Source organism: Lysinibacillus fusiformis (assembly GCF_016925635.1).
Lineage (GTDB): Bacteria > Bacillota > Bacilli > Bacillales_A > Planococcaceae > Lysinibacillus > Lysinibacillus fusiformis_F.
Genome location: NZ_CP070490.1, coordinates 667,002 through 692,387, shown reverse-complemented (window position 1 = coordinate 692,387; position 25,386 = coordinate 667,002). Strand labels below are relative to the sequence as shown.

27 protein-coding genes and 1 pseudogene are annotated in these 25,386 nt (G+C 40.5%); 26 read left to right on the top strand and 2 right to left on the bottom strand.

Features of this window, described 5'->3' with window-relative positions; all coding sequences use genetic code 11:
• Positions 1-479 precede the first annotated feature (479 nt).
• Entirely contained in the window at positions 480-1,283 is an 804-nt protein-coding gene (locus JTI58_RS03510) for a ParB/RepB/Spo0J family partition protein (protein WP_243456298.1), read from the top strand.
• Positions 1,284-1,435: 152 nt separating this feature from the next.
• Here the strand turns inward: JTI58_RS03510 and JTI58_RS03505 are convergent, their stop codons facing one another.
• Positions 1,436-1,798 carry a helix-turn-helix domain-containing protein gene (locus JTI58_RS03505; protein WP_016995458.1) on the bottom strand — a complete coding sequence of 121 codons (363 nt, stop codon included), beginning with the start codon at positions 1,796-1,798 and terminating at the stop codon, positions 1,436-1,438.
• Positions 1,799-1,967: 169 nt separating this feature from the next.
• On the opposite strand from JTI58_RS03505, the gene JTI58_RS03500 reads away from it, so the two are divergent.
• The 18 genes and pseudogenes from JTI58_RS03500 to JTI58_RS03415 all read left to right on the top strand — a co-directional run bounded on the left by JTI58_RS03500 (position 1,968) and on the right by JTI58_RS03415 (position 17,105).
• Positions 1,968-2,387: a hypothetical protein gene (locus JTI58_RS03500; RefSeq protein ID WP_016995459.1), complete on the top strand. Its 420-nt coding sequence runs from the start codon at positions 1,968-1,970 to the stop codon at positions 2,385-2,387.
• On the top strand, positions 2,384-2,614 hold the full coding sequence (locus JTI58_RS03495; protein ID WP_016995460.1) for a hypothetical protein: 231 nt from the start codon (positions 2,384-2,386) through the stop codon (positions 2,612-2,614). The genes JTI58_RS03500 and JTI58_RS03495 overlap by 4 nt, the downstream gene beginning before the upstream one ends.
• A gap of 179 nt (positions 2,615-2,793) precedes the next feature.
• The gene (locus JTI58_RS03490; RefSeq protein WP_016995461.1) at positions 2,794-3,936 is read left to right on the top strand and encodes a DUF3102 domain-containing protein; all 1,143 of its coding nucleotides are present in this window, start codon (positions 2,794-2,796) and stop codon (positions 3,934-3,936) included.
• Positions 3,937-4,232: 296 nt separating this feature from the next.
• Positions 4,233-5,648: a TOTE conflict system archaeo-eukaryotic primase domain-containing protein gene (locus JTI58_RS03485; protein ID WP_205445243.1), complete on the top strand. Its 1,416-nt coding sequence runs from the start codon at positions 4,233-4,235 to the stop codon at positions 5,646-5,648.
• Positions 5,649-5,730: 82 nt separating this feature from the next.
• The gene (locus JTI58_RS03480) at positions 5,731-6,705 is read left to right on the top strand and encodes a hypothetical protein (RefSeq protein WP_205445242.1); all 975 of its coding nucleotides are present in this window, start codon (positions 5,731-5,733) and stop codon (positions 6,703-6,705) included.
• 56 nt (positions 6,706-6,761) lie between these two features.
• Complete coding sequence (locus JTI58_RS03475; RefSeq protein WP_205445240.1) at positions 6,762-6,962, top strand: helix-turn-helix domain-containing protein; 201 nt, start codon at positions 6,762-6,764, stop codon at positions 6,960-6,962.
• 143 nt (positions 6,963-7,105) lie between these two features.
• Entirely contained in the window at positions 7,106-7,873 is a 768-nt protein-coding gene (locus tag JTI58_RS03470) for a hypothetical protein (protein ID WP_205445238.1), read from the top strand.
• A gap of 64 nt (positions 7,874-7,937) precedes the next feature.
• The gene (locus JTI58_RS03465; protein WP_205445236.1) at positions 7,938-8,258 is read left to right on the top strand and encodes a hypothetical protein; all 321 of its coding nucleotides are present in this window, start codon (positions 7,938-7,940) and stop codon (positions 8,256-8,258) included.
• A 1-nt stretch (position 8,259) separates the two neighbouring features.
• Entirely contained in the window at positions 8,260-10,587 is a 2,328-nt protein-coding gene (locus JTI58_RS03460; protein ID WP_205445234.1) for a phage tail protein, read from the top strand.
• 49 nt (positions 10,588-10,636) lie between these two features.
• The gene (locus tag JTI58_RS03455; protein WP_205445233.1) at positions 10,637-10,915 is read left to right on the top strand and encodes a DUF2577 family protein; all 279 of its coding nucleotides are present in this window, start codon (positions 10,637-10,639) and stop codon (positions 10,913-10,915) included.
• A 55-nt stretch (positions 10,916-10,970) separates the two neighbouring features.
• A complete protein-coding gene (locus tag JTI58_RS03450) occupies positions 10,971-11,246 on the top strand; it encodes a hypothetical protein (protein ID WP_205445231.1) in 276 nt (91 codons plus the stop codon).
• The gene (locus tag JTI58_RS03445) at positions 11,246-13,057 is read left to right on the top strand and encodes a hypothetical protein (RefSeq protein ID WP_205445230.1); all 1,812 of its coding nucleotides are present in this window, start codon (positions 11,246-11,248) and stop codon (positions 13,055-13,057) included. Before JTI58_RS03450 ends, JTI58_RS03445 begins: the two co-directional genes overlap by 1 nt.
• Before the next feature lie 24 nt (positions 13,058-13,081).
• Positions 13,082-13,609 (top strand): phBC6A51 family helix-turn-helix protein, encoded by a 528-nt coding sequence (locus JTI58_RS03440; protein WP_036124879.1) that lies wholly within the window; start codon positions 13,082-13,084, stop codon positions 13,607-13,609.
• A gap of 803 nt (positions 13,610-14,412) precedes the next feature.
• Positions 14,413-14,778 carry a helix-turn-helix transcriptional regulator gene (locus JTI58_RS03435; RefSeq protein ID WP_205445228.1) on the top strand — a complete coding sequence of 122 codons (366 nt, stop codon included), beginning with the start codon at positions 14,413-14,415 and terminating at the stop codon, positions 14,776-14,778.
• Positions 14,779-14,930: 152 nt separating this feature from the next.
• Positions 14,931-15,026, top strand: a pseudogene (locus JTI58_RS03430) (iron-sulfur cluster assembly accessory protein); the annotation flags it as partial.
• A gap of 326 nt (positions 15,027-15,352) precedes the next feature.
• The gene (locus tag JTI58_RS03425; protein WP_205445226.1) at positions 15,353-15,850 is read left to right on the top strand and encodes an NUDIX hydrolase; all 498 of its coding nucleotides are present in this window, start codon (positions 15,353-15,355) and stop codon (positions 15,848-15,850) included.
• Positions 15,851-15,874: 24 nt separating this feature from the next.
• Positions 15,875-16,330, top strand: coding sequence for a LytS/YhcK type 5TM receptor domain-containing protein (locus tag JTI58_RS03420; RefSeq protein WP_243456296.1), 456 nt, complete (start codon positions 15,875-15,877; stop codon positions 16,328-16,330).
• A gap of 445 nt (positions 16,331-16,775) precedes the next feature.
• Complete coding sequence (locus JTI58_RS03415; RefSeq protein WP_004228336.1) at positions 16,776-17,105, top strand: YuiB family protein; 330 nt, start codon at positions 16,776-16,778, stop codon at positions 17,103-17,105.
• Between the two features lie 90 nt (positions 17,106-17,195).
• Here the strand turns inward: JTI58_RS03415 and JTI58_RS03410 are convergent, their stop codons facing one another.
• Positions 17,196-17,678, bottom strand: coding sequence for a divergent PAP2 family protein (locus JTI58_RS03410; protein ID WP_205445225.1), 483 nt, complete (start codon positions 17,676-17,678; stop codon positions 17,196-17,198).
• Positions 17,679-17,801: 123 nt separating this feature from the next.
• Between JTI58_RS03410 and JTI58_RS03405 the strand changes: the two genes are divergently transcribed.
• The 7 genes from JTI58_RS03405 (at position 17,802) to cysI (ending at position 25,379) form a co-directional block, all read left to right on the top strand.
• Positions 17,802-19,310, top strand: a complete 1,509-nt coding sequence (locus tag JTI58_RS03405) for a leucyl aminopeptidase (RefSeq protein ID WP_205445223.1) — start codon at positions 17,802-17,804, stop codon at positions 19,308-19,310.
• Positions 19,311-19,445: 135 nt separating this feature from the next.
• Complete coding sequence (locus tag JTI58_RS03400; RefSeq protein WP_205445221.1) at positions 19,446-19,649, top strand: uroporphyrin-III methyltransferase; 204 nt, start codon at positions 19,446-19,448, stop codon at positions 19,647-19,649.
• A 368-nt stretch (positions 19,650-20,017) separates the two neighbouring features.
• A complete protein-coding gene (gene cobA, locus JTI58_RS03395; RefSeq protein WP_205445220.1) occupies positions 20,018-20,791 on the top strand; it encodes a uroporphyrinogen-III C-methyltransferase in 774 nt (257 codons plus the stop codon).
• Positions 20,792-20,803: 12 nt separating this feature from the next.
• A complete protein-coding gene (locus tag JTI58_RS03390) occupies positions 20,804-21,544 on the top strand; it encodes a sirohydrochlorin chelatase (protein ID WP_205445218.1) in 741 nt (246 codons plus the stop codon).
• Complete coding sequence (locus tag JTI58_RS25015) at positions 21,544-21,693, top strand: YezD family protein (protein ID WP_205445216.1); 150 nt, start codon at positions 21,544-21,546, stop codon at positions 21,691-21,693. The genes JTI58_RS03390 and JTI58_RS25015 overlap by 1 nt, the downstream gene beginning before the upstream one ends.
• Before the next feature lie 43 nt (positions 21,694-21,736).
• Positions 21,737-23,530, top strand: coding sequence for an assimilatory sulfite reductase (NADPH) flavoprotein subunit (locus JTI58_RS03380; protein ID WP_205445214.1), 1,794 nt, complete (start codon positions 21,737-21,739; stop codon positions 23,528-23,530).
• A 133-nt stretch (positions 23,531-23,663) separates the two neighbouring features.
• Complete coding sequence (gene cysI, locus JTI58_RS03375) at positions 23,664-25,379, top strand: assimilatory sulfite reductase (NADPH) hemoprotein subunit (RefSeq protein ID WP_205445212.1); 1,716 nt, start codon at positions 23,664-23,666, stop codon at positions 25,377-25,379.
• The last annotated feature ends 7 nt before the right edge of the window (positions 25,380-25,386 follow it).

Here is a 25,386-nt window from a genome sequence, read left to right as displayed (position 1 = left end):
CGTACCGATGCACAAAAACGACTATATCACAGGTCAAGCCGTTTCCTTGTTTACGGTTGTGATGAAGGCGCGCATCTGCCAATTGAAAAGGTGCGGTGGATTATCGGCTGTTACGGCAGGGTAATCGCACTCATGCGGACAAGCTTCACGACAACCGCATACGCAGGACGATAATTGCGTAAGAGTGTGACAGACGAAAGTCTGCTGCGAAACAAGGCGACGAGCAACCTCAATAAATCTCCATGACGTTGAATGATCGCGTAGTTACTTTATGTCTATTACTCTTTTTGAGTTTTAGATATAAGGTAACAACTTTCTCCGATTTCCTAATTTCATCAGCCATTCTGTTGAAAAATCGGGTTCGGTTGTCAAGCGTAAAACTATTAAAATATCAAAATAAATACATAGAGCGTAAATAATATATTCCCGAAAATGAAATAGCGTCATATATAACGGCTACTAAACTATTGCGAGATACATTGACGAAAGGACAACGCGCTTGCATCGTAATTAATCTTTATTACGAGGAAGAAAAGCAGAAGGCGAAGGCACGAATGGCAGAAGGCGGTAAGGGTGGTATAGAAGGTACTTCAGAAATGGAGGGGCTTACCGGAGAGGTTGCAGAAATAATCGCTAAAAAGTCAGGGGTAGGAAAAACGAACATATACTACTTACTTGCAGTAAAGGACAAGCGCCCGGACTTATACGAAAAAGTATTCGACGGTTCTTACTCAATAGGTAAAGCACACACGCAAATGAAACTTGATGAAAATCCGCCAACAACAGAGGAAGAACGCCAAGAGGAATTGGAAGCAAACGGAATTCGTGACGCAATTAAGTGTACGCCAGCATTTACGGTTATTAGCGGACACCAACGACTGCGTATCGCAAAGGACTTAGGATTAACGGAAGTACCAGTCGAAATTATCGACGTAGATGAATGGGAAGCCGAATATCTTCTTATTGCAGAGAACGTTGAGCGACGAGGTATTGCGGAGCAAGACAACATTAAAAAGGCGAGGATAGCACAATTTCTTAAAGAGTATTGGGGCATTAATCATGGGGGGGACCGGGCAAGTCGCCAAAATGGCGGATTGAAAACAACGGTGGATGTCTCCGAATTCATAGGCGAGTCTAAACGTGTTACAGAGCGTCTACTAAAACTAAACGAGCTAATCCCGCAACTCCAACGCTTAGTCTCAACAGGTAAACTCGGAACAACAAGTGCATATTTAGGTGTTCGATTACATATGAAGTTTTATATGACTTTAAATGGAGTGTGATTGTATTGCCTACGGAGGAACAACTTAAAGCATTAGTTGAAGGGGTAGCTAGGATGTCCGAAAAGTACGGATTTCCAACAATGCCGAAAAAGAAAAGGAAGAAGAAAAAAGAAAGTAAATAACAAGGATGAAGAAAACAAGAGCGCAGCCAATTAGTCGGCTTGCGCTTTTTCTTTATCGTTTGCGAAAACAATATCATAAGGATTGCCACCGGACATGATTTCACTTTCCGGTAAAAATGATAATAGCTGCGTTATATCAGTTATATTCATCGCTGCGGCAATTTTTTCTAGAGTTGGTATGTGTAGCCGCTCGATATTGCCTCGACATAACTGACTAATAGTAGCTTGTCGAACTCCACTTATATCAGCAAGCTGCTGTTGAGTTAATCCACGTTCTTTCATACGGGCCTTTAAATGAAAAATAATATGAACCGGATCATATTCTAGCTCATCATTATCATCTTGCGCATATAAGGCTTTTAATGCTTCTTCACCTGTGAAATAATCACTCACTTTTATCACCTCAATTAAAGTTTATCATACTTTTATACGTTTATGCGAATAAAATGTTGACACGCAATATTTTAAAAGTTATTATACTCTTAGGCGTATGAAAAGACGCATATTTTTTTCTAACAATTATACTCTTAAACGTATAAAAGGATATCAGGAGGTTGGTAAAATGTTCAAAATCTTAAAAGAAGGTCACTGGTTATCTGAAAATGGTTTATGGGGCATTGAATATCGTGTAGTGCTGATCAGAAAAACTGGTACGTATTCACAAGAAATATGGGTAACTCGACGCAATGCTAAAGGGAAACACGTTCGTACAAAGAAAGCAGTTCCTTGCTATGTTAAAGAAATGATCGATAAATATAGCCGAAAGTGCAAAGAGTTTGTTGCTCGATTAGTTGGGGACAGAGAAGCTCAGATACTTACGGCAAAGGCTGAAAATAATTCTTGGCAAACTGTACTCACTCTAGGTGGAAGTGAGAATAAGACATTTTATTTAAACGAATCTACTTATGTTGTAAGAAATGATTTCTACAATGCATTAATTATAAATGAAATGGAGCATTATTTGTTGGAGGTGGTTGTATGAAACAGAAGGTAACAGGACAAGTTCCTGTGACTGCAAAATCGTACACAAAAGCATACCTACGGTTATTAACGGAAGCTGTTTCAATAGTAGGTAGTTCCTCAAAAAAGTTTGATGCGTTCTTCTTTGGACCGAATGGAGAAGAAGGAGAACTTAGAAAGTGGTATTACGGAACGACAGTATTCTCGATCGCAGTAGTTTTGTTTATATATAGGATGAAAAATTTATAAAAGTTTATTTTCGTAGAAGTGTACGAACCAGGGAATCTTTCTATATTAGATAAGTAGAAATGGTAGTTATCAATTCGTTCCAAAAAGGACATGTTTACAGGGAATATGTAGTAGGAGGCAATTCCGTCGATCATTCGGCATGAGATATACAGCAAATAATCAGCAAAGGGAGCGATATTATGTCGGTAGCAAAGGTATATAACGAGGTTTTACTGACGAGTAAGTATCAAGAGTTGCGTGATTTACAACAAATCGAAAATGAAGTGGCGCTGGAGATAGGGAGGATTTTATATGAAGTTAGAACATCGGATATTTCAGACGGTAAGTGGACTGAGTGGATCGAATCTGTCGGGTACAACGCTCGCACAGCTAGACGGTACATTCAGGTTTATGAGCAGTTCCGTGATATACCGACTGCAAAAGAAGTTTCGTTTAGCAAACTAGTAGAATTGTTGCCGTTACCGGTCGACGTCGACCGTTCGGAGTTTCTTAATGAAGTGAAAGACCAAAGTGTCCGAAAGATCCGTGAGAAGGTTAAGGATGTTAATGGAGCTGATTCTAAGCAAACTGTGCCACGTGAAAAGGTAGTCAAGCCTCCGAGAGAAAGCGTTGGAACTAAGATAGGTAAGTCAGTATCTTCCTTAATGAATCTTATTCCGTTTTATACCGAGATGTTTGAAAGTGGTGAGATTGATGTAGGAACGGCAATCGAAATTGGAGGATTTTCAAAGGAAACGCAGGAGCTTATGTGTGAGTATGAGTCTGAAAATAGTAGGCTTATTGAGACTAGAGGCATAATTGCTTTGCTTGTTGACGCTAATTTCTCACACGAAGATATTCGTAAATGTGTGCGATTGATTGACTGTGTTGCGTTTGATTATTCCAAGTATAGATCAGTTGATGAAACGTTACAGGAAATGTATGAAACTCTTAACATGAAAGCTGGAAAGGATGACATACGAGCGTTGTTTGATACTCTGATTAAATTTGAAGAGCGTGTCATTGAGTTAGACAAAGAGTATGCAGCAAGAGGTACAAATATAGATGAAGTTTATGCTGAAAAGCTATTCGGAAAGCAAAGTTGGAGTGGCCGTAATGGTAGTAGCAGTAAGGGTAACAGTCAATCATTCAGTTCACATCGACCACAAGTTACTGACGTAAAGCAAATATTAGGTGTTGGCGACGATGCTAATGCTGACGTGATGAAGAAACAATATCGCCATTTAATGAAGGTATTGCATCCGGATGTTGGCGGCAGTCCTTATCTATTCGGAATAGTAAAAGACGCTTATGACAGTTACGCAGAAGGTAAAACAGCATGACACGCAGCTTGGAATCCGGCATCACTACCAACCTAGCACAATGATTAGCTGCTTAACTTCATTCCTAGTTATATATTAGTTATTTGTACCGAAAAGGGACACTTATAAGGGGGCTTACTATGTTAACGAAATGTATTTTATCTATGAGAGTTGCGCGTGACTTGCTTGCGAGGGGTTGTAAGATGATCGATGTCGATACGTCAACGGCACGTCCGGGCAACGTTGTATTCATTTTTGAGGTAAACGAACATTTTAACCAGTCATTAGCAGAAATATCACAAAAGGGGCGATGAGGATTGAAACGACAGGAACTGAACGACACAATTGCGAAAATTAGTGAGCTTTACATTAGTGCGCGTAAGCGTTACATCATCCAGACTCAGCAGAACTACATCACATTAGACGGTTATAAGAATCCAAGTGTGTGGACTTTGACTGATAGTTTAATAGAGCGCCATTTAAAAGGCGTGAATACTTACGGTGTATTTAATGGTAACAGTGTTAACAAATTTATAACTTTCGATGTAGACTACGCTGACGACCAGGCATTAGCGCGATGGTCTACATTGAAACTGATTTACGTATTAGAGAGTGATTTCAATATACCGTCAGCAGATATTCACGTTTCATTCAGCGGAAATAAAGGCTATCATGTCGATTTGTTCTTTGATGTGCCGATTTCGTCCGATGATGCAAAGTCTTTCTACAGACAAGTAATTAAGACTGCAGATTTGCCGAGCGAAAAGGTTGAATATCGTCCGACATATACGCAAGCTGTAAAGCTACCTCTCGGAATAAATCAAAAGACTGGCGCGCGTTGTTGGTTCGTTGATCGCGAAACGCTAGAGCCTATCGAATCATTCGATTATTTAAACGATGTTGAGCCGATGGATCATGCGCTCATACTTGACGCACTGATTGAATTGACGCCTGAACAAGAGGCCGAATTTAGAGAAGTTGTTGAGCGTACTAACGTTGATGTGACGGCTGTCAGTCATGAAAAGGCTCAGTCGAAGGTTATCGGCATACTAAAAGCCGGACAGCTACTATTCAGTAATACACGCCATGAAACGACGGTCCTACTTGCTGCGTTTTGTAATTCGCAAGGGTATGGAGAAGCCGAAGCGATTGATTTGATTATGTCGATTTTACTCGCTACGCCTAACGAATATTTCAGTGAAGGCAGTACAGCGGAGTATTGGCAGAAGGAAACGGAACGGATCGTGAAATTGGCGTTCGAACGTGGCTACAAGTTGGGTAACGATGATATGGCTGTAAAAGTCTATAAGTCGGAGATACTCGCAGTTTTGGGCGTTGGTACGTTCCGACAGAAACAATTGGCTTATGCGATGCTGATTACGTCCAAAAGGTACGGCAAGACTTTCTATTTAACTACTAGAACCGCTATGAGGATGATAGAAACGAAATCGCATGAAACGATACAATCGGCTGTAAAAAGGCTAGTCGAGGTTGGATTTATCGAATATGCACGCAAAGGCGAGATTGATAGAGCGAAAAGTAGTCAAATGGGACATGCGTTTTATAAACCGAATCGCTATCGAATTTTAATTGATAAACCGCAAGCTGACGATGAAAGTGTGGATGTTTTGCCGAATCAGTCTTTAGTCGATGTTACGTACCAGCTATTAGATATTAAAGAGTTACGTAGAGTCATATCACGCAAGGAGCTAGGTAATCGTTGGGCTCGTTAACTACGGTAATAGTTATATATTAGTTATTTGTACCGAAAAGGGATATTGTGAAACTACTAAAACTACAAAAAGGGGAGTTTGTATGACTACTAAAACTACTGAAATGGCTGTAACAACTAAAGTGAATGGAATAATGGAAGCAATCACACCAAAATCTCGCCCAGTTGGTCGCGCACTAATTGAAATCGCAGAAGCCGACGGTATTCCGATAACGTATGGAAATGTATATCCTGATTCTGTATTCACACATAAGATTCTGAAAGCGCGACATAAACCGTTATATAGTAAAGATTTTCCGAAGTCGAAAAAGCCGTCTATCCTAGAACGATTTGCGAATGTTGATGATGTGTATTTAAAGCGTGCGCCAAAGGGTTCGTTAGAATATGAGGCGTTGCAGAGAGTGAAGGAATCGGAAAGTGCTGAGCAAGAAAAGGCTCGCACGTCTCCTCCGGTCACTGATCGCTCATACGTAGAACGCTCTGACTTTACGTTGCCAGATTTATATAACGATATTCGATCGGTCATGGAGTGGTATTCAATCGCTACGTATTTGATGCGTTTGCTCATTTTTGGTAATTCAGCCTTAGTTACGTACACTGACCGTTTAGATTGGGAGTATTATCGAGCGGAACGTAAGAAATTCCGTGGTTGTCGCTATAAATACTGCTTAAATATGTTTCCGATTGAAGGCGATAACATTCGCGGGGATGATCCGAAAAGGGTTGATAGTCGATATTGCTGTGATACTTGTCGTAAGGCAGACCATGATGCTACTAAACGCTTCTTGCAACACGGCTCGTATTTGCCGGTATATTTCTATGTAGAACAGACATCGGAGCATATCGGGGATGAAGTCCGACTGCGCGAAGTTGCAAAGTCGATAGATGCGATTGAAGGTAGGTATGCCGAAGGGATTGTGACCTCGCCAATTAAAGGGAATCGACGTCCTAAACCGTTAGAGCAGCATGAGTTTAAGCCGTTTTTAACCGTAAATATTTCTACCGGAAAGGTCGAATATACGTCGAAAAATCCCCTTAACTGGTATAAGGGGCGATAGCCCGTATTTATTTTGAGTATTATGTGTGCAAACGATATTAAAAGGAGGAAAACGATATGACGGGCGAACAGTTAAAGAAATTGCGCGAGACTTTAGTTATGACACAAAAGGAGTTTGCGGAGTTGGTAGGTGTAGGTTGCAGCACGATATCTAATATCGAGAGTGGCGCGCGTACGATGAGTTTGTTAACGCGTGCAAAGATCATTCAAAAAATACAATCTGACGAAACTTCTTCTATTTTTGCTGATAAATTTTAAAATTAAACATAATTAACCATAATATCATATTAACACAATAGATATTGAAAGTAAAGCGTTTTGTGATGGTGATTAATTATTGTTGATCTCACCATTGCACAACTAAATAAAAAAACTAACAAATAAAGGGGATATTTAACATTATGACAATCCAAAAATTAAACGAGTTATTTGACAAAGGTTACGAAATTAAATCGAAATTCGGTACAACGATTGCTACTCAACTAAAGCAAGGAATGGCTGAGGAAATATCAAAAATTAGAGCAGACAAACACCTTACAGCTCATGGTCAAAAAGCCAAAATAGAGGAGTTAGAGCGAGAAGCTGCACGCGAAGTATTCGAGCTCGTAGCAAAAGAAAAAGCCACATATGCGAAGGTTGCTACAGAAGCTACAGCACTTGCTAAAAAGATGAAAACGGAAGCTATTAAACCTCCGTCCAATGCAGTTGACGTTAAGTTGTTTGAACAAGAACTCGCTGCCTTGCAGACGTCTATCATGCTTAATACAAACGCAGATACAGCTATCAAAGCAATTGACGCTTTCCAATCGAAATATGGTGATGAACCTTACTACGCTTCGGAACTTCAAAAAGTGTTCCCGACGTTTATCCAGGCAGTAACTACTATCGATGACAGTCCAAAACATAAACAAGCACTAACACGCGTTTATTCTCGCGTCGAGGAAAAGGCTACTACTCCGGAAGTTGCAAAGGCTAACGATATCCTAGCGTACTTTAGCGATGGTGAGAATATCAAATTGTTCCGTGAGGGTACGCCTCAACATAACACGATTAAAACGTATATTGGCTCTATCGCAAATCACATTAATTCACCAGAAAAGGCCATTGGTATTCTCGACGGCACAGTACAAACTTTTGCAGGCATGGAGGGAACAAATGTAATTGAATAACAATTGGGCGGACTTAGTTCCGTCTTTTCTTATTTCCATAAAAACAACGAGGAGGACACAAGGGATGGAATTAACGGCCGAACAACAACTAGCAATCATAAAAGACGCAAGCTTACTCGCAATGAACTCGTTGCCGCCTAACTTTTTCAGAGCAAATGGTGGTCACAAAGATAGGGTGCGAGAACTTGAATCATTAAAATTCCAACTTAATGGAGTTGTTGATCCTGAACTAACTAAGCTATCGAGCGATGTTAAAGAATCCATTGAATTAGTAGTTAAATATTTAAGGACAAATAAAGAGAAATTTAGAAAACAGGCTCTTAGACAAAGTGACGATGTTTTTGCGGAGATCATAAAAGTCTCCGAGCGTATTGGGGGCGTCTGATATGGCCGTAAATCTAACCGCAGTATTCCGGGTTCGCGATCAGGGAACTTCTCGTCTACGCCGTATAACGCAGATGATGAACCGCATGACACAAACGAGCCATACAGCGGCGCAAGGCATGAACCATTACCGAGATGCTAACGGACGACTTCACGATTCACTGGGACGATTCGTTGCTGAGACTAACCATGCTAATACGTCTACTGGACTGTTTGCGACAAGAGTCAATAGTCTCCGTGTTGGAACTAACGGACTTAGCGCTTCACTTGGCGGTATGCAGAGCGCATTAATAGGTCTGGCTGGCGCTTACATCGGTGCAAATGGGGCGGCAAAATTACTGAATGCAACGATTGGCGAGGCTGCTAAGTTCGAACAGTCAAAGGCGATTATACAAGCCGCATTCCAGGACGATAATGCAACGAAGCAATACATGAAGATGGTCGATAAAATGGCAATCGATTCACCGTTGCTTAACTCAGGCGACATGTTCGCAGGGTCAAAGGGACTTCTTACGCTAACTAAAGACATGAAACAACTTGGAACCGCGTGGAAGCTTGTTGAGCGTCTTGTTGCCAGTGATCCAACGAAATCAATCGATGATGCCGTTCGTGGCCTTCGCGAGCTATCATCTGGTGATACGATTTCTTTACGTGAGGTATTTAACCTCGATAAAAACATCTTGAATGATGTTAAAGGTGGCTCATTCGAGGAGCAACTTGCGGGGATAGATAAGGCTTTAAATAAAATGAATATCACTCAAAATACAGTTGAGGCTATGGGTTCTACAACCTTGGGCAGATTTAATTCCTTAAAGGAACGCCTAGGTACGTTTTTCCGTGATATGGGTGCTGAATCGAATACAAAGTTAGGGGCCTTCCTACAACGTATTAATGACGCAATCGATACTAAAATTGACGTGAAATCACTATCCGATAAATTAGGCGGACTGCTCGGCAAAGTAACCGACAAAGCAATCGGTCTTTACGATTTATTCGTAAGATGGCGCAAACCAATCGCTTATGCTGCTGGCGCATTCGCAACGTTTGTTGGCGCTCTTGCGGTCGTGGGTACAATCGCGGCTCTTTCGAATCCAATAGCGCTAATAGCAATGGGGATATCAGCTGCAGCCGTTGGATTTAAGGCTCTTTACGACAATAGTGAAACGTTTAGAGGAATCATTGACAGCATTGTCGGCAAGGTTAAAACGTTATGGAGTGCTTTTAAAACAGGAGGGGCAGGCGGCTTAATTAGTGCGCTATTTCCTCCAGATATAGCGAATCAGATTAACTCGGTAGTGGACGGAATCAAAACGAAAGTACGTGCATTATTCGATTTATTTAAGGTAGGCGGAGTTAGAGGCGTGCTAAAGGCTTTGTTTTCATCGGATCAAATCAACGCCATTATGACGCGAGTTGCAACGATGAAGGAACAGTTTTCATCAGTATTTACCTCGATATACAACGTTGTAGTGCCGGTACTTCAATCGTTATGGGGCATTGTGAAGCCAATCTTAAACGGATTATGGACGAATTTAAAGATTATCGCTGATATTGCTGTTCTAGCGTGGAATAACGTACTTGCTCCAGCGATTCAGTTCATTACAGCGGCGTTTCAGATGTTCTGGGGAGTAACTGGACCAATTCTCAAGTTGTTTGGTGCGGTGCTTGGCGTAGTATTCCAGGTATTACGTTTGGGATGGGACACAATCGTTGGACCATTTGTAGCATTTCTGGCGGGCGCATTTACGCAAGCGTTCGGAGCAGCTACGGAAATCGTAAAAGCATTGACTCCAGTATTCCAGACTGTGGGTAACTGGATTAGCACAGCAGCAGGCTATCTTAAAGAGTTTGCGTCGATTTTAGGCAATATCAAAATGCCCGATTGGATCGGTAAAATCGGTTCTGGCGCCGTTAGTTGGGCCAAGAAGTTGATACCGGGGAACGGTGGTAAACCGGATGGCTCACATTATCATGGACTGGCAAGAGTACCATCGAATAATTACCGGGCGCTATTACATCGCAATGAAATGGTATTAACGGCGCAAGAGGCGGATCAATATCGCTCGCTTTTAAGTGGAAGAACATCGGGTTCGAGTTTTGATCATATAAAGTACGAACAGGTAGAGCGAGGCGTGGTAAATAAGGCAACCTACAAATCGTACAGCACAACAAATGTCCCTAGTAGTGAGAAAAGTACACCTAGCGTTGTTAACATTACTCCTACGTTTAATGTTGAAAAGATGGAAGTTCGAGAAAATGCAGACATCGACAAGATTGCGTTAGGGTTAGCAAAATTAATAGAAAAGCAGGCGATGCAAGTTGCTTATTAAACCAAAGGTTCCTATAGAAGGTAGTGGTGGTACGCGGTTGGTTGGGATAATGCAGGCCGTGGGATATAATCTTGGCGGTACTCTAAAGATAGCAACCGTTACGAGTGAGAATCCAATTAGTATTCTCCTGGACGGTGACACAATTGATACGCCTGATCCTTTTCTCGTGTGCAATCCGCAATTATTGCCTTACACTGAAACGGTGAGGATAAACGGTCAAGTCGCGACTATTGAATACGAGAATAAGCTGAAAGTAGGCGTTCGTGTGTTAGTTTTCGAAGCAGAACATCAGCAACAACTATATGTATTATCGTTATCGGATGAATGACGAAGAAGGCAGGCGCATTGGCGCTTGTCTTTTTATATTTCTAAGGGGGATTAGCATGGAGAAAACTAACTTAAAGACTATTCAACAACATACGATTTTAGCTGCCTTTACAACGGCATTAGGCTTCGTAGACGGAGAAGCGATTGCGGCCTTACAAGAGGATTTAATGGCACTAAATCAGATGGCAGAAACGCCAGAAACGACTACAGCACGCAATTTAGTCTCATCAGCGATTATGTTCCATGTAACAGGTGACGCAGAACATCTTCGTGTTGCAGCTGATGCTCGCGATGAGGTCGCTGATTTATTGATTGCAGGAGGTACTAACTAATGAATATGAGCGAACGTAAAGCACGTTTAACACAGCTACGACGCGCTGTCTATGCGTTGGCTAAGAAAGCAGGCAAAGGCGGATTAACAAGCCAGGAACAATCGCAACTCGTAGCGATGGATCGCGAAAGTGAGCGTCTGGAATCGATTATTAAAGGTGAGTATGATGTAGCGCACTTTGCGTATCAATACTTTTCGGATGAACGCAATCCAAACAATGAGGCCGGTAATATTATTCGGCATTATTCAGAGCATCAGCCACATGAATCCATCGATGAAATGGCAGCCATTCACCGTGATTTTTACGATATATGCGACGAGATCACTAAACGTAAGAACAATCGCTTTGTTATCGCTTCGCCGAGGGGGCATGCTAAAAGTTCTGTAATCTCAACGATAAAGGCTCTGCACAGTCTTTGTTATAACACTAACGGTCAAGGTGATTATATCTTAATCATTTCAGAAACAGATACGCTAGCTAAACGGTTAGTCGCGTCCATTGCTAACCAATTGAAGTACAACGAGCGTTTACGTGAGGACTTCGGGGAGCTGCTTTACAAACAGTCAAATAAGAACGAACGCGATAACGAGGACACTTTCATCACTACTAAAAAGCAATTAGTAGAGGCATCATCGGCGGGGAAATCGTTGAGGGGTAAAACGTTCAACGGGATTCGCCCGACGCTTCTTTTGGCGGATGATATTTCCTCATTAAACAATGAAGCTACGGAAGAACAACGCCAGAAACTTATTCACTGGTGGAACTCAGTTGTCGAGCCGTTACCATCAGCAGATGGAGTAATTGTATTCGTAGGAACAAAAATTACAGCATCCGGCTTATTATCGAATTTACTTGATCGCCGTGAATATAGGAAGCTTTTCCATGCTGCAGTCATCAATGAACCAGATAATCCGCATCTCTGGTCAGATTATTTGCATATGTACACAGGCGAAGCGACAGACGATGAGTTAGACGAGTTTTACGAGAAAAATCGAGATGAACTCGAGTCGGGCATTGAGTTAGCATGGTCTAACCGTTGGACATATCGCGAGTTAATGCATGTTAAGGCGTCCATTGGTAGTCGAGCATTCGCTTCGGAGTATATGAATCAATCCTTCGCAAGCGATGAGCAACATTTCAGTCCGGAGGAATATGCTTACGGGCGCAGAGTTTTCGATGGACAATATCACCTGGACGCAATCGAATACAACGACAAGTATTATTACTTACGCGATATGGATAAGGTCTCATGTTGGGATCCAGCGCTTGCGGGGAATAATCGATCAGCACTTAACGCATATGTGACGCTAGGACGTCATAGGGAAAGTGGTCTTGTATTCGTAATCGATGTCTATGCAAGTCGACAAGTACCGTCCGTGTTTATCATGGAAATCTTGCCGCGAATGGTCGAATATAAACCGGATAAATGCGTGGTTGAAGGGATTGGAGCATATAGAGCTTACGCTGAACAATTAGCCGATTCGATGCGTCATAACTCAATTTATCATACACGTTTGAGTACGATTAAAACGCATGGTACTAAGTCGAAGGCAAGTCGTATTGAATCGCTAGAAGTGCCACTTGCCAACCATTCCTTGATTCTTAATCGCGATCATAAAGAAGTGTATCGAGAATTACAAGACTATCCAAACGCAGTTACAGTGGATTTACTTGATGCAATAGAAATGGCGTTTTCAAGCGCTAAAAAAAGAGAAGCTAGGATTATACCGAAACCAGACTGGATGTATGGTCCGATAACTCCGACAACAACTCGCGACCGTACTGGCCGCATGATTGGACGAGGATTTTAATAAGAAACGGGAGGAAATAACGATATGGCAAACGAAATCAAAGTAATCGAGGAACAATATGAGCCTGCAGAGGTGTTGGAGAGTGAGGCTTTCATGCAACCGACTTTACCGGACGCTGAAAACTACGACTTAAAGCCACATCAAATCAAAGCAGCACAAGCAGTTATGATTAACGATATGACATTTAAGAAACGAGGCAGCAAGCGCAAGCCTTATAAGCAAATCGCCGCTGAATTGGGAATAGACGAGGATACGCTTATTCGCTATCGAGCTATGCCGGAATTTCAACGCTATGTAAGGGATAGTGTACAGATGAGCGCCGGCTCTGCTATTCCAATGGCAATCACACGTTTGCAACAGTTAGCAGACGGCAGTATTACGGGAACGCCGTCAATCAGAGCTATCGAAATGTTACTCGAAATGGCTGGCGTTTATAGTAAGTCGTCGAAGCTTGAAGTTAGCAGTCAACAACCGATGATACAAGCGCGAGTTACAGATGATGACATCGCTCGTATTATCGCTAAGGTAGAGGAAGAAGATATAAACGAATAGAAAGACCATGACCGAGTGTATGAGCGCAATAGATCGCTTGTATGCTCGGTCTTTTATTGTGTGTAAGTATCGGACTAGTGCGGATATTCGGTATTAAATCGGTGGTCATAGCGATATGATTGCGTACATATCCGAATACATCAGGCAGAGGGTTCGGGCGGACGAAGCGTTCTAAAATCGGGGGTCAAAACAATGTGAATGAACGTTGTCTTTTATGCATTTGTAATCAATCGGACTGTTACAGTTACATAACGTAACCATGTGTAGATACTGCTTTGAACGTTGTGTATAAAATAATGCATAAACGTTACTTTCGGATAAGTAGAGAAACGTTGATTTACCAATGTTTTATATGTTATTCTAGTTTACATAATTATAATTTTGGGAAGCTGTAATGAATAAATATTCTATCGATATACATTGCGTCGAAGTTGCGTTAAATGAATAAAGAAACTTCCCAACGGCCGTCAATCATATCCCGCCTCTCTATGACACACACAAAATAAATTTCATTTTTAAAGACGGTAGTCAATGTAATCTGCTATATTCAGCGCTGTCAGACACATCGAGAATTGTTGGAACGGGTAGTTGTGCGTGTGGAATCGTCTGACGTAAAACTGACGCAATCCAATTAATAGGAAATAACCTTAAACGTTATAAATTACAGAAAACGTAATTAACGCAGTAGTGACGCGGGTTTACGAGGGTTGCGTATTTTAATTAGGTGGTGTATAGTTCGAATTGTTAACGAGTAATTACCGACCATATCGCGCGCGTGTTTCGGAAGAAAGGGGGCACAATCTATGGATGAAAAATTAATTAATCAGACAGAATTAGCGAAGATGTTGGGTGTAAGTATATCGACTATTGCTAGGTACAGAGAAACGTTTCAATATTTTCTCGGTACATTCTCGCAACCTATGGGAAATAGTGTTCTATTTAATGAATTGGAAGTCGATGCTATGACGTATGCTAAACATAGAGTATCAGGTACCGTTTTTATGAGAGACGCAGTTAAAAAGGCTATAAAGAAGTTTTACGATATAGACGTTCAAGATGCGGGTTGTGAAAATTGTGCGATGTTAGAAAGTGAAATCGCTCATAAAGATGAAGTGATAAAGCAGCAACATGCGTTACTTTCAACGTTAACAGCCAGGTCTATTAAATAGTTACTTGCGATTCTAGTACGTCTACATATATAATGTAAGAAAGTAATCTATCGTTTTAACAATACGTAGGTATTGCAAAATACGTCGTATTCAAATATCGATAAAAAGTACGTACAGTAGGCGTTCATGCTTCCGGTTAGTATACCGTTCAATTCACCATCGATAATCCAAACGCCATTGCATCATGTGGCTGCGGTACTTCATTCAAAACAGCAAAACGTGAAGGAACGCCTGAGGTTTGTGAATAAAATTAAATAAATTCCATTCGAATAATGGGCTAACAATAATAGGCTTCTTTGATTGATGATGTTGCAAAACATGATGAATGAAAGGAGCTTTTTTCTTTTTATTTTCCTGTTTGATAGCAACTATTTTAAAATTCATCTACTTTAATGGAACTCCCAACAACTTTTTATAACAGTATTTGATGAAATTGCAGACAGTCTACAAATGCTTCTTTCATTGAGGTTGAATGAAAGAAGCATTTTCACTGTCGATTAGCTGTAAAATTCTGAATAAATGCTTCATTCCAGTGAAAGCAAGCGGGTATAATAGGTAGATAGAGGTGAGGGTTATGAAAAAAGATCGAGGGAAAATATGGTTAGGCGTATCAGGTGTTACGGTTAATGAGCTTGGGCAATGGTTGGTTGTGAAAAAGGCTTACAGCGGCTTGAAGGGGCGTTGGTCATTGCCAGCAGGATTTGTTAATGCGGGTGAAACGGTGGATGAGGCGGTCATTCGTGAAATCAAAGAAGAAACAGGCATCGATTGTAGAGTCTCGGGCTTAATTGGATTTAGAACAGGTGTCATCCGTGATGACATCAGTGATAATATGGCCATTTTTTATTGTCGTATGCTAGATGAGCAGCAGCAGGTATGTATTCAAGAAAAAGAAATTTTAGAAGCCAAATGGTTGTATCCTCAGGAGCTAGCCCAAGATGAATCAACATCAGTGATGTTAAAGGAAATGGCATCCAATCAATTTGAAAGACATCAATTAGAAGCGATAGAAGGGATTAATCCAGGTGATATTTTTGGCTATACCTCTTATCGTTTATTCTTTAAAAAATGATATGACTTTAGGAGGTGATCTTTGATGGAGCTATTTTTATTTATGTTAGAGCGAGTTGGGCTGATCATTGTGTTTGCCTTTTTAATGTCAAGATGGCGACTCTTTCGAGAAAAGCTGTTTCAGGAGCAAGGAATGAAAGAGAAAATATGGCTCATCATTATTTTTAGTAGCCTATGTATTATCAGCAGCTATACAGGGATTAAAATTGAAAGTGGGACCATCCATCCTTTAAATCAGATGATACATAGTACGATTAATGCAGAAGAGGCGATTGCCAATACAAGGTTAATCGGTGTGGCCATAGCAGGGATTTTTGGCGGACCACTTGTTGGTGTGTGTGTAGGTATTATTGCAGGTATTCATCGCATCACACTCGGCGGTTTTACAGCAATAGCCTGTGGTGTTTCAACGATTCTTGCGGGCTTTATTACAGGTGGTTTAAGTAAACGCTTCAAAATACGTCAAACTTTTTCATGCTAATGCTTGGCTTATTAATTGTACTGATAGCATTTAAAAAATGGGCACAGCTTTGGAGATCACCGAAGTTTTTATTAGCTCAATCAACCTCATAAAATAGTAGAAACTATTGAAGATAAGCACTTGTCTTCAATAGTTTTTTTGATGAAAAAAGCATTTATTTAACTTGAAAATAGAGAATACCCGCGAAGGAGAAGCGAATACCCGCGGAAGGAGGGAGAATACCCGCGAAAGAGAAGCGAATACTCGCGGAAGGAGGGAGGATATCCGCGAAGGAGAAGTGAATACCCGCGAAGAAAGCAAATACCCCTAAATTTAAAGATCAATTGCAGATGATCGATTAATGATTTTCCGAAATATGACGAACAAGCGAAAACAAGGATATGTTCATTGAAAGCGGTGTCGTAATCATGTAAACTAATGAGAGGAAAACGGAGGTTATACATACATGGATGGTCCAGTTTCATTAGTACAGTTAATCATTTCTATATTGTTATTTTTCGTCATGTTCTTTGGTATCGGATTCTTGTTAAATATGCTGTTACGTATGACATGGTTAATGGCAATTGTGTATCCAATTGTTGTCATCTTTATTGTAGATGAAGTAAGCTTCTTAGATTATATTTTTAAGCCAGGCTCTGCCTTCCCAGCATTAATCGATAAATTACAGGCACTTCAGTTTGTAGATATTGCTATTTTATCAGGTGGCTTTGCGGGCTCTATTGTGGCGGGTATCGTCATGATTTATTTACGAAAAAGTGGATATCGAATGTTCTAACGTGCTTAGTATTCTTCTTTCAATTGAAGGAAGAATACTTTTTTTATACAAAAAAACACAACCTCCCTCTAGAGGATGTGTTTATGTCTGTTAGATGAAAAACTCGTAGGTTATGATGGCGATAAAAATACCTGTGAGAGCCCCAAAAAATACCTCACTTCGTTTATGGCCTAATAATGTTTTTAATTCCTCCATTTTCTCTTGCCCATCCATCTGTGGCCATTTTTTTAAATCATGGAGCACTGTTTGGAAATCCTTACGCAGTTGATTTAATATCGCTGCATGCTGCCCTGCCTGGTAACGAACACCACTGGCATCGTACATAACGATAATGGAAAACATAGCGGCTACCGCAAAAATGGGGGATTCCAAACCCGTCTCATACGCAATAGAGGTTGCCAGTCCAGTGACAGAAGCGGAGTGAGAACTAGGCATTCCGCCCGTTGAGGTAAAAAGGCCCCATTTTACTTGTCTGGTCATTAAAAAATGGATGGGGATTTTAACAAACTGCGCAAAGAGAACCGCAAAGAGGGCAATTAGTAATGGGGTATTTTGGAGTAAACTCAATTTCATCACAACCTTCGCAAATAATTGCTTTTATTATAACATTCATTATTTTCTAAAAGAAGATATAGGCAAATATTACGCGCTTTTCAGAAACTTCGTTATAATAGTATATGGAATGGAGGAATTTACATGCATATTGTAAAAGAAGCAAAAACATTTGAAACGATTTCTACTGAACTATTAGTGGTGGGAGTCACAAAACATCGTGAACAAATGCAGGACTGGGCAAGCTTTTCATCATTTTACGGTGAGGCCATTGATACTTGGATTAGTGGTGGGGACGTCTCAACGGAATTAAAGAAACTAACAAAATTACCATTTGTGAAAGACCATGCCAACCTCAAACGTATTGTATTTGTAGGCTTGGATGAGCGTAAAAACCTAACAGAAGGTGATATTCGCGCAGCATTTGGTTTAGTAGGGAAAGAATTAAGATCTTTAAAAGTGAAAGAGTATTCCATTTGGGTTGAATCATTTACAACAGAGTCAATTTCAACAGCAGATGTAGCATTTTTAGCAGGTGAAGGAATTGGCCTTGGCTATTATGCTGTTCCACATTACAAAACTACTTCGAACGAGGTAGATAAACGTATTGATGCGGTTCATCTTGTGACAACAGCAGAGGATTTAGATGAAGTGGTGGCAAGCTTTGAAGTAGGTGTAATTTATGCAGATGCTGTCAATGAAGCTCGTAGCTTAATTAATTTACCGCCAAATCTACTAACAGCAACGGATTTAGCTAATTATGCACAATCTCTAGCTGTGGAATATGATTTAGAAGTAGAAATTTTAGATAAAGCCCAATTAGAGGAACTAGGTATGGGTGGTATTTTAAGTGTTAACCAAGGCTCTTATGAAGAACCACGATTAATTACCTTAAAATATAAAGCGACTGAAGATTTTGAAGATCCGATTGGCCTTGTTGGTAAGGGTGTAACGTATGATACAGGCGGCTATTCTTTAAAACCAAAGGATTCCATGGTTGGTATGAAGGGTGATATGGGTGGCGCTGCTGCTGTGCTTGGTGCGATGAAAATTATCGGTGAATTACGTCCAAATAAAAATGTTGTAGCCGTTATCGGTTCTACAGATAATATGGTGTCTGATACAGCGTTTAAACCAGATGATGTGATTACGACGTACAGTGGGAAAACGGTAGAAGTATTAAATACGGATGCAGAAGGGCGTTTAGTTCTGGCAGATGCAACTACATATGCTAAACAGCAAGGGGCTACATCACTGATCGATGTTGCGACTTTAACTGGAGGCGTTATTACTGCGCTAGGTATGGATAAAACAGGTGCTCTTGCAAATGATGATGCATTTTTTGAAGCATTTATGGAAGCCGCAAAAGAGACAGATGAATTTGTTTGGCGTATGCCTTTAACAGAGAATGATAAAAAACGAATTCGTAAATCAGATGTAGCTGATTTAAATAACTCTCCAGGTCGTGATGGACATATGATTTTCGGCGGAGGCTTTGTAGGCGAATTCGTTGGTGATACACCGTGGATTCACCTAGATATTGCTGGCACATCTGATGCAGTAGCTGTTCATGATTTAGGACCTAAAGGTGGTACAGGAGTTATGGTACGTACGCTTGCGAATTTTGTCCAACGTTTAGGGGAAGAAAAATAATAAAGCTTGTCAATCAGCGAGAGTCTATTCTCGCTGATTTTTTGTGATTTATGCACTAATCCCGATAGAATAGGCATTCTACATATGATAGATGTATCTTCCTACATACGATAGAGTAAAAAGGGGAGGTAGCATATGCGCAATTTCGGAGGTTATCCAGGCGGAGGATTTGGCGGCTTTATTTGGCCATTTGGCGCACCGTTTTTTGGTGGGTTTTTAGGCAGTTTCCTGGGCTCTCAATTTAATCAATATCCTTACAATCCATATTATCCAAACTATCGACCATATCCACCGGGTCCAAATTTTAGACCAGGTCCGCGCTATCGTAGACCATGGTAAGCACATAAACTGATCAACCAGTTGTCGGTCTTGAAATCGGCAGCTGGTTTTTTATTGTGTCTTACGAAGTGGCAAATTGGGTGTTGACAGAATATACTAAATTATTTATTATTCTTATTATATTACTAAGAATTAAATATGTGGCTGACTAGCAAACTAGAGGCTTTTATTGTTCATAGGCATTTTTGTGCCTAAGGATAATATTGGCCTTTTTTCTTTATCTTCATTTAGTAAATGTTTTTTGTACTGAAAGCAAAGCGTCGGGTATAGAAGTATCTCGCTTCTATAGGGAGGGCCTTTTCGAGCAAAATCGAAAAAATCTGGAAGCCATAACAATGAGGCGTAATTGATAGAAGGAGTGAAATAGAATGGGGAAAGTTTATATCGTCGGTGCAGGTCCTGGAGATGTTGACCTCATTACGATCAAAGGATTACGTTGTATTGAATGTGCGGACGTCATTTTATATGACAGACTCATTAATAAAGAGCTATTAGCCTATGCCAAGAAAGACACTAAATTAATCTTTTGCGGGAAGTTGCCACAGCAACATGCCATGATTCAGGAGCAAATTAACCAAACACTTGTTGATTATGCTCAGCAAGGATATGTCGTCACAAGATTAAAAGGAGGAGACCCATTTGTTTTTGGAAGAGGGGCAGAGGAAGCAGATGTGTTAGCGAAGCATCAAATTCCCTTTGAAATTGTACCTGGTATTACGTCAGGTATAGCAGCCCCAGCATATGCAGGTATTCCTGTCACACATCGTGACTTAGGCTCAAGCTTTGCTATGGTTACTGGGCATATGCAGGACGGGAAAGAAGATGCTATACGTTGGGAAAGTCTTGCAAAAGGGATTGATACGATTGCCATTTATATGGGGGTTGGTAATCTACCGTATATCCGTCAACAATTACTCAAATATGGTCGTGATGAGCAAACGCCTGTGGCTGTTATTCATTGGGGAACAGTTTCTACTAAGCAAAGAACTGTTACGGGTACTTTAGCTACAATTGAGGAAATCGTGCGTACAGAAAATATTCAAAACCCTAGCATCATATTAGTAGGGAAGGTTGTGACCCTAAGAGAAACCATTCAGTGGTTTGAGCAAAGCCCAGCGCAGCCAATCCAAATAACGGGATAAGGTTGTGGAATCATGCAGGCTATTTTATATATTGCACATGGCAGTCGTGTTAAGGAAGGGGTAGAGCAAGCCGTAACCTTTCTTCAAGGTGTTCAACAAGAAGTGGATGTAGCCATTCAGGAAATATGCTTTTTGGAGCTTGCAACACCGACTATTGCAGAAGGCATTGCTAGCTGTATTCAAAAAGGGGCAACAGCGATTGCCGTGATGCCTATTCTACTACTAGCTGCTCAACACGCAAAGCAAGATATTCCAAAAGAAATGGCTAAAGCTCAAAAACAATATCCCTATGTAAAGTTTACATATGGGGAGCCCCTTGGCATACATGAACGATTAATTGACACGTTACAAGCTAGAATAATAGAAAAACAGCAACCTAACAGCAATGCAAGTGTTTTACTCATCGGACGTGGGAGTAGTGATCCAGCCGTCAAGAGGGATTTGGCGAAAATCGCCAAAAGGCTACGTGCTAAATATCACTATAAAGCAGTTGATACATGCTTCTTATATGGAATGGGACCAACCTTTGAAGACTGGCTACAGCAAGATAAAGGAAAGCAACAGCAAGTTTTTATTGTCCCTTATTTATTATTTACAGGCATTTTAAGACAAAGTATTGCCAAGCGATTACAAGGCTTTGATAGCCAAAACATCATGTTATGTGAAAGCTTAGGCTATGACGCCAATGTAAAAACAGTGTTAGTGGAACGTATTGATAAATTACTACATTTTAAAGAGGAAGGTGTTTCGTAATGGTAGATAAAAGGACTGAAAATGTAAATCTAGCATTAGATAATGTCCGCCAAATGTTAAATACTGTGAGCCACGGATCAATTACATTGATTGTTCAAAATTCTTACGTGGTTCAGATTGAAAAAAAGGAAAAAATAAGGCTTCGATAATTTTAATAATATGAAATGATGATGATTCGTGAGGTGGCAAAGATTGAAATTGCAAGTAATAAACAGTCCATTTAATGAAGAGCAGGTGAAGTTATTAAACGAGCTTCTCCCTAAATTAACCATTGAACAAAAAATTTGGCTAAACGGCTATTTAAGTGCACCACAAGCAACACTTGAAGCAATTGTTGAACAGGCACCACCAGCAGCCCAACCTGTTACAAAAACAATAACAATTTTATATGGTTCCCAAACAGGCAATAGTCAAGGGTTAGCTGAAAAATATGCAGCAGCTTTAAAAGCACAACAGGTAGATGTAACTGTCTCATCATTAGGGAAATTTAAAGCAAGTAATTTAAAAAAGATTAACAATCTATTACTTATTGTGAGTACACATGGAGAGGGAGATCCACCAGATCAAGCGATTCAATTCTATGAATTTTTGCATAGCAAACGTGCGCCTAAACTAGAGCACCTACAGTATTCAGTCCTTGCCTTAGGGGATAGCTCCTATGAATTTTTCTGTAAGACAGGTAAGGACTTCGATGAGCAATTTGCAAAATTAGGGGCAACAAGAATGGCTCCCCGAATTGATTGTGATGTGGATTATGATGACGCAGCTGCACAGTGGTTTTCTGCGGTTCAACAGGAATTTCTTCAGCAGACAACTTCAGGAACGTCTACTTCAGCTCAGAATGAAGGCGCGCAAGTACTTGAAGCATCTACATATTCAAGAAAAAATCCATTTTACGCTGAAGTACTTGAAAATATGAACCTAAATGGTCGTGGCTCAAACAAAGAGACGCGTCATCTTGAATTATCTATTGAGGGAGCTAATTTCCAATTTGAACCTGGAGATAGCATTGGTATTCTGCCCGAGAACGATGAGCAATTAGTCAATGCATTGCTGACAGCACTTCAATTCGATTCAGAGACAGAAGTGACTGTTTTTGATGAAACAATATCGATAAAAGATGCACTACAGAAAAAATTAGAAATTACGGTGTTATCTAAGCCGTTACTCGAGAAAATTGCTGCTTATACAGAGCATAAAGAATTTTCTAAGCTATTTGAAGAACCAAATGCATGGAAGGACTATGCAAAAGGAAGAGACTTACTGGATCTAGTAGAGGCGTTTACACCATTTACTTGGAGTGCACAGCAGTTTGTAGAGTTGCTACGTAAAATTCCAGCGCGACTTTATTCTATTGCTAGTAGCCAAAAGGCCAATAGCGAAGAGGTTCATTTAACGATTGGTAAGGTAAGCTATGAGACAGCTGGTAGACAACGTCTTGGTGTTTGCTCTGGAAGTGTGGCAGAACGCATTCAAATTGGTGATACATTACCAATCTATGTTCATAAAAACCCGAATTTCAGGTTGCCAGAGAATAATGAAACACCAATTATTATGATTGGTGCAGGCACAGGTGTTGCACCATATCGAGCTTTTCTAGAGGAGCGAGAAGAGTTAGGAATTGAGGGGAAAGCATGGCTCATCTTTGGTGATCAGCATTTTGTTACGGATTTCCTCTATCAAACGGATTGGCAACGTTGGCTTGCTGATGGCACGTTAAGTCACATGCATGTAGCCTTTTCACGTGACACTGACAAAAAAGTCTATGTTCAACATAAATTGCTAGAAAATGCGGCAAGTTTTTATGAATGGCTAGAGCAGGGGGCAGTCATTTATGTATGTGGTGATGAAAAATCAATGGCATCTGATGTGGATGCAACTATTCATCGAATCATTGAGCAGCAAGGGCAGAAAACAACAGAGGAAGCAAAAGCCTATGTGAATGAATTAAAACAGCAAAAACGCTACCAACGTGACGTTTATTAACTGAATTCAGCACAAATTCCCATAGAAGTGGTAGAAAACCTTTCCTATTCAGGAGCTTATATCTTTGCTAGCAAGCGCAGCCTCAGATATGCGCCATAAACTGAGATGTAATGGATTAAAGGAGCGATAAAGAATGACAGAGAAAATAGTTTTACCTCCACAGCCTGGGAAACCAAGTGATGTAGAGCGTATTAAGACCGAAAGTAATTACCTACGTGGAACGCTCGAACGTACCATGAATAATCCATTAAGCTCTGGTATTCCAGAGGATGATAATCGCTTAATGAAATTCCATGGTAGTTACTTACAGGATGATCGAGATCTTCGTAATGAACGTCAGCGACAAAAGCTAGAACCAGCTTATCAATTTATGGTGCGTGTACGAACACCAGGTGGAGCAGCCACACCATCACAATGGCTTGTGATGGATGAAATGGCTAGAAAGTATGGCAATGGCTCTTTAAAATTAACAACACGTCAAGCATTTCAAGTACATGGCATTTTAAAATGGAATGTCAAAAAATATATGCAGGAAATCAATGATGTGCTATTGGATTCTCTTGCGGCCTGTGGGGATGTAAACCGTAATGTGATGTGTAATGTCAATCCCAATCAATCTGCATTACATGAAGAGGTTTATAATTGGTCTGCTAAACTAAGTGAGCATTTACTGCCACGAACACGCGCTTATCATGAATTGTGGTTGGATGGAGAAAAGGTAGTAGATAGTCAGGATGTAGAAATTGAACCGATTTACGGAGCTCAATATTTGCCACGTAAATTTAAAATTGGGATTGCGATTCCACCGAGTAATGATGTGGATGTTTTTTCGCAAGATATTGGACTGATTGCCATCGTTGAAGATAATCAGCTTATTGGCTTTAATGTAGCGGTTGGTGGAGGCATGGGCATGACGCATGGTGATCATGAAACCTATCCACAGCTTGCTCGTGAAATTGGCTTTATAACGCCAGATAAATTACTGGAAACTGCAGAAAAAATAATTACGATCCAACGTGATTATGGGAATCGCTCTGTCCGTAAAAATGCACGATTTAAATACACAATCGATGCGAGAGGACTTGAATGGTTCCAAGAAGAATTAACGCGTCGTCTAGGCTGGGAAATTCAGCATGCTCGTCCCTATACATTTGAGCGTACTGGTGATGAATTTGGCTGGATTAAAGGGGCAGATGGTCATTGGCATTATACGTTATTTATTCAAAATGGTCGTTTAAAAGATTTTGAAGATTATCAGTTGTTAACAGGATTACGTGAAATAGCCAAGGTGCATACGGGCGATTTTCGTTTAACACCGAACCAAAACTTAATGATTAGCAATGTAACACCTCAGAAAAAGAAAAAAATTAATACACTTATTGAACAATACAAACTAACAGACGGTGCGCATTACTCTGCTTTACGTCGTAATTCCATTGCCTGTGTCTCGTTACCGACATGTGGCTTAGCCATGGCAGAAGCAGAACGCTATTTACCCTCTCTTATAACAAAAATTGATACCATTATTGATGAGGCTGGCTTAAATGAAACAGAAATTGTTATTCGTATGTCTGGTTGTCCAAATGGCTGTTCACGTGCAGCAATGGGTGAAATCGGCTTTATTGGCAAAGGGCCAGGGAAATACAATATGTACCTTGGTGCAAGTTTTACAGGCAATCGCTTAAATAAAATCTATCGTGAAAATATTGGTGAAGAGGAAATTTTAGCAGAGCTACGACCAATTCTTTTGCATTTTTCAAAGGAACGTTTAGAGGGCGAGCATTTTGGAGACTTTGTCATTCGTGCAGGGTATGTCACAGCTGTTTATGATGGAAGAGAATTTCATTAAAAATAAA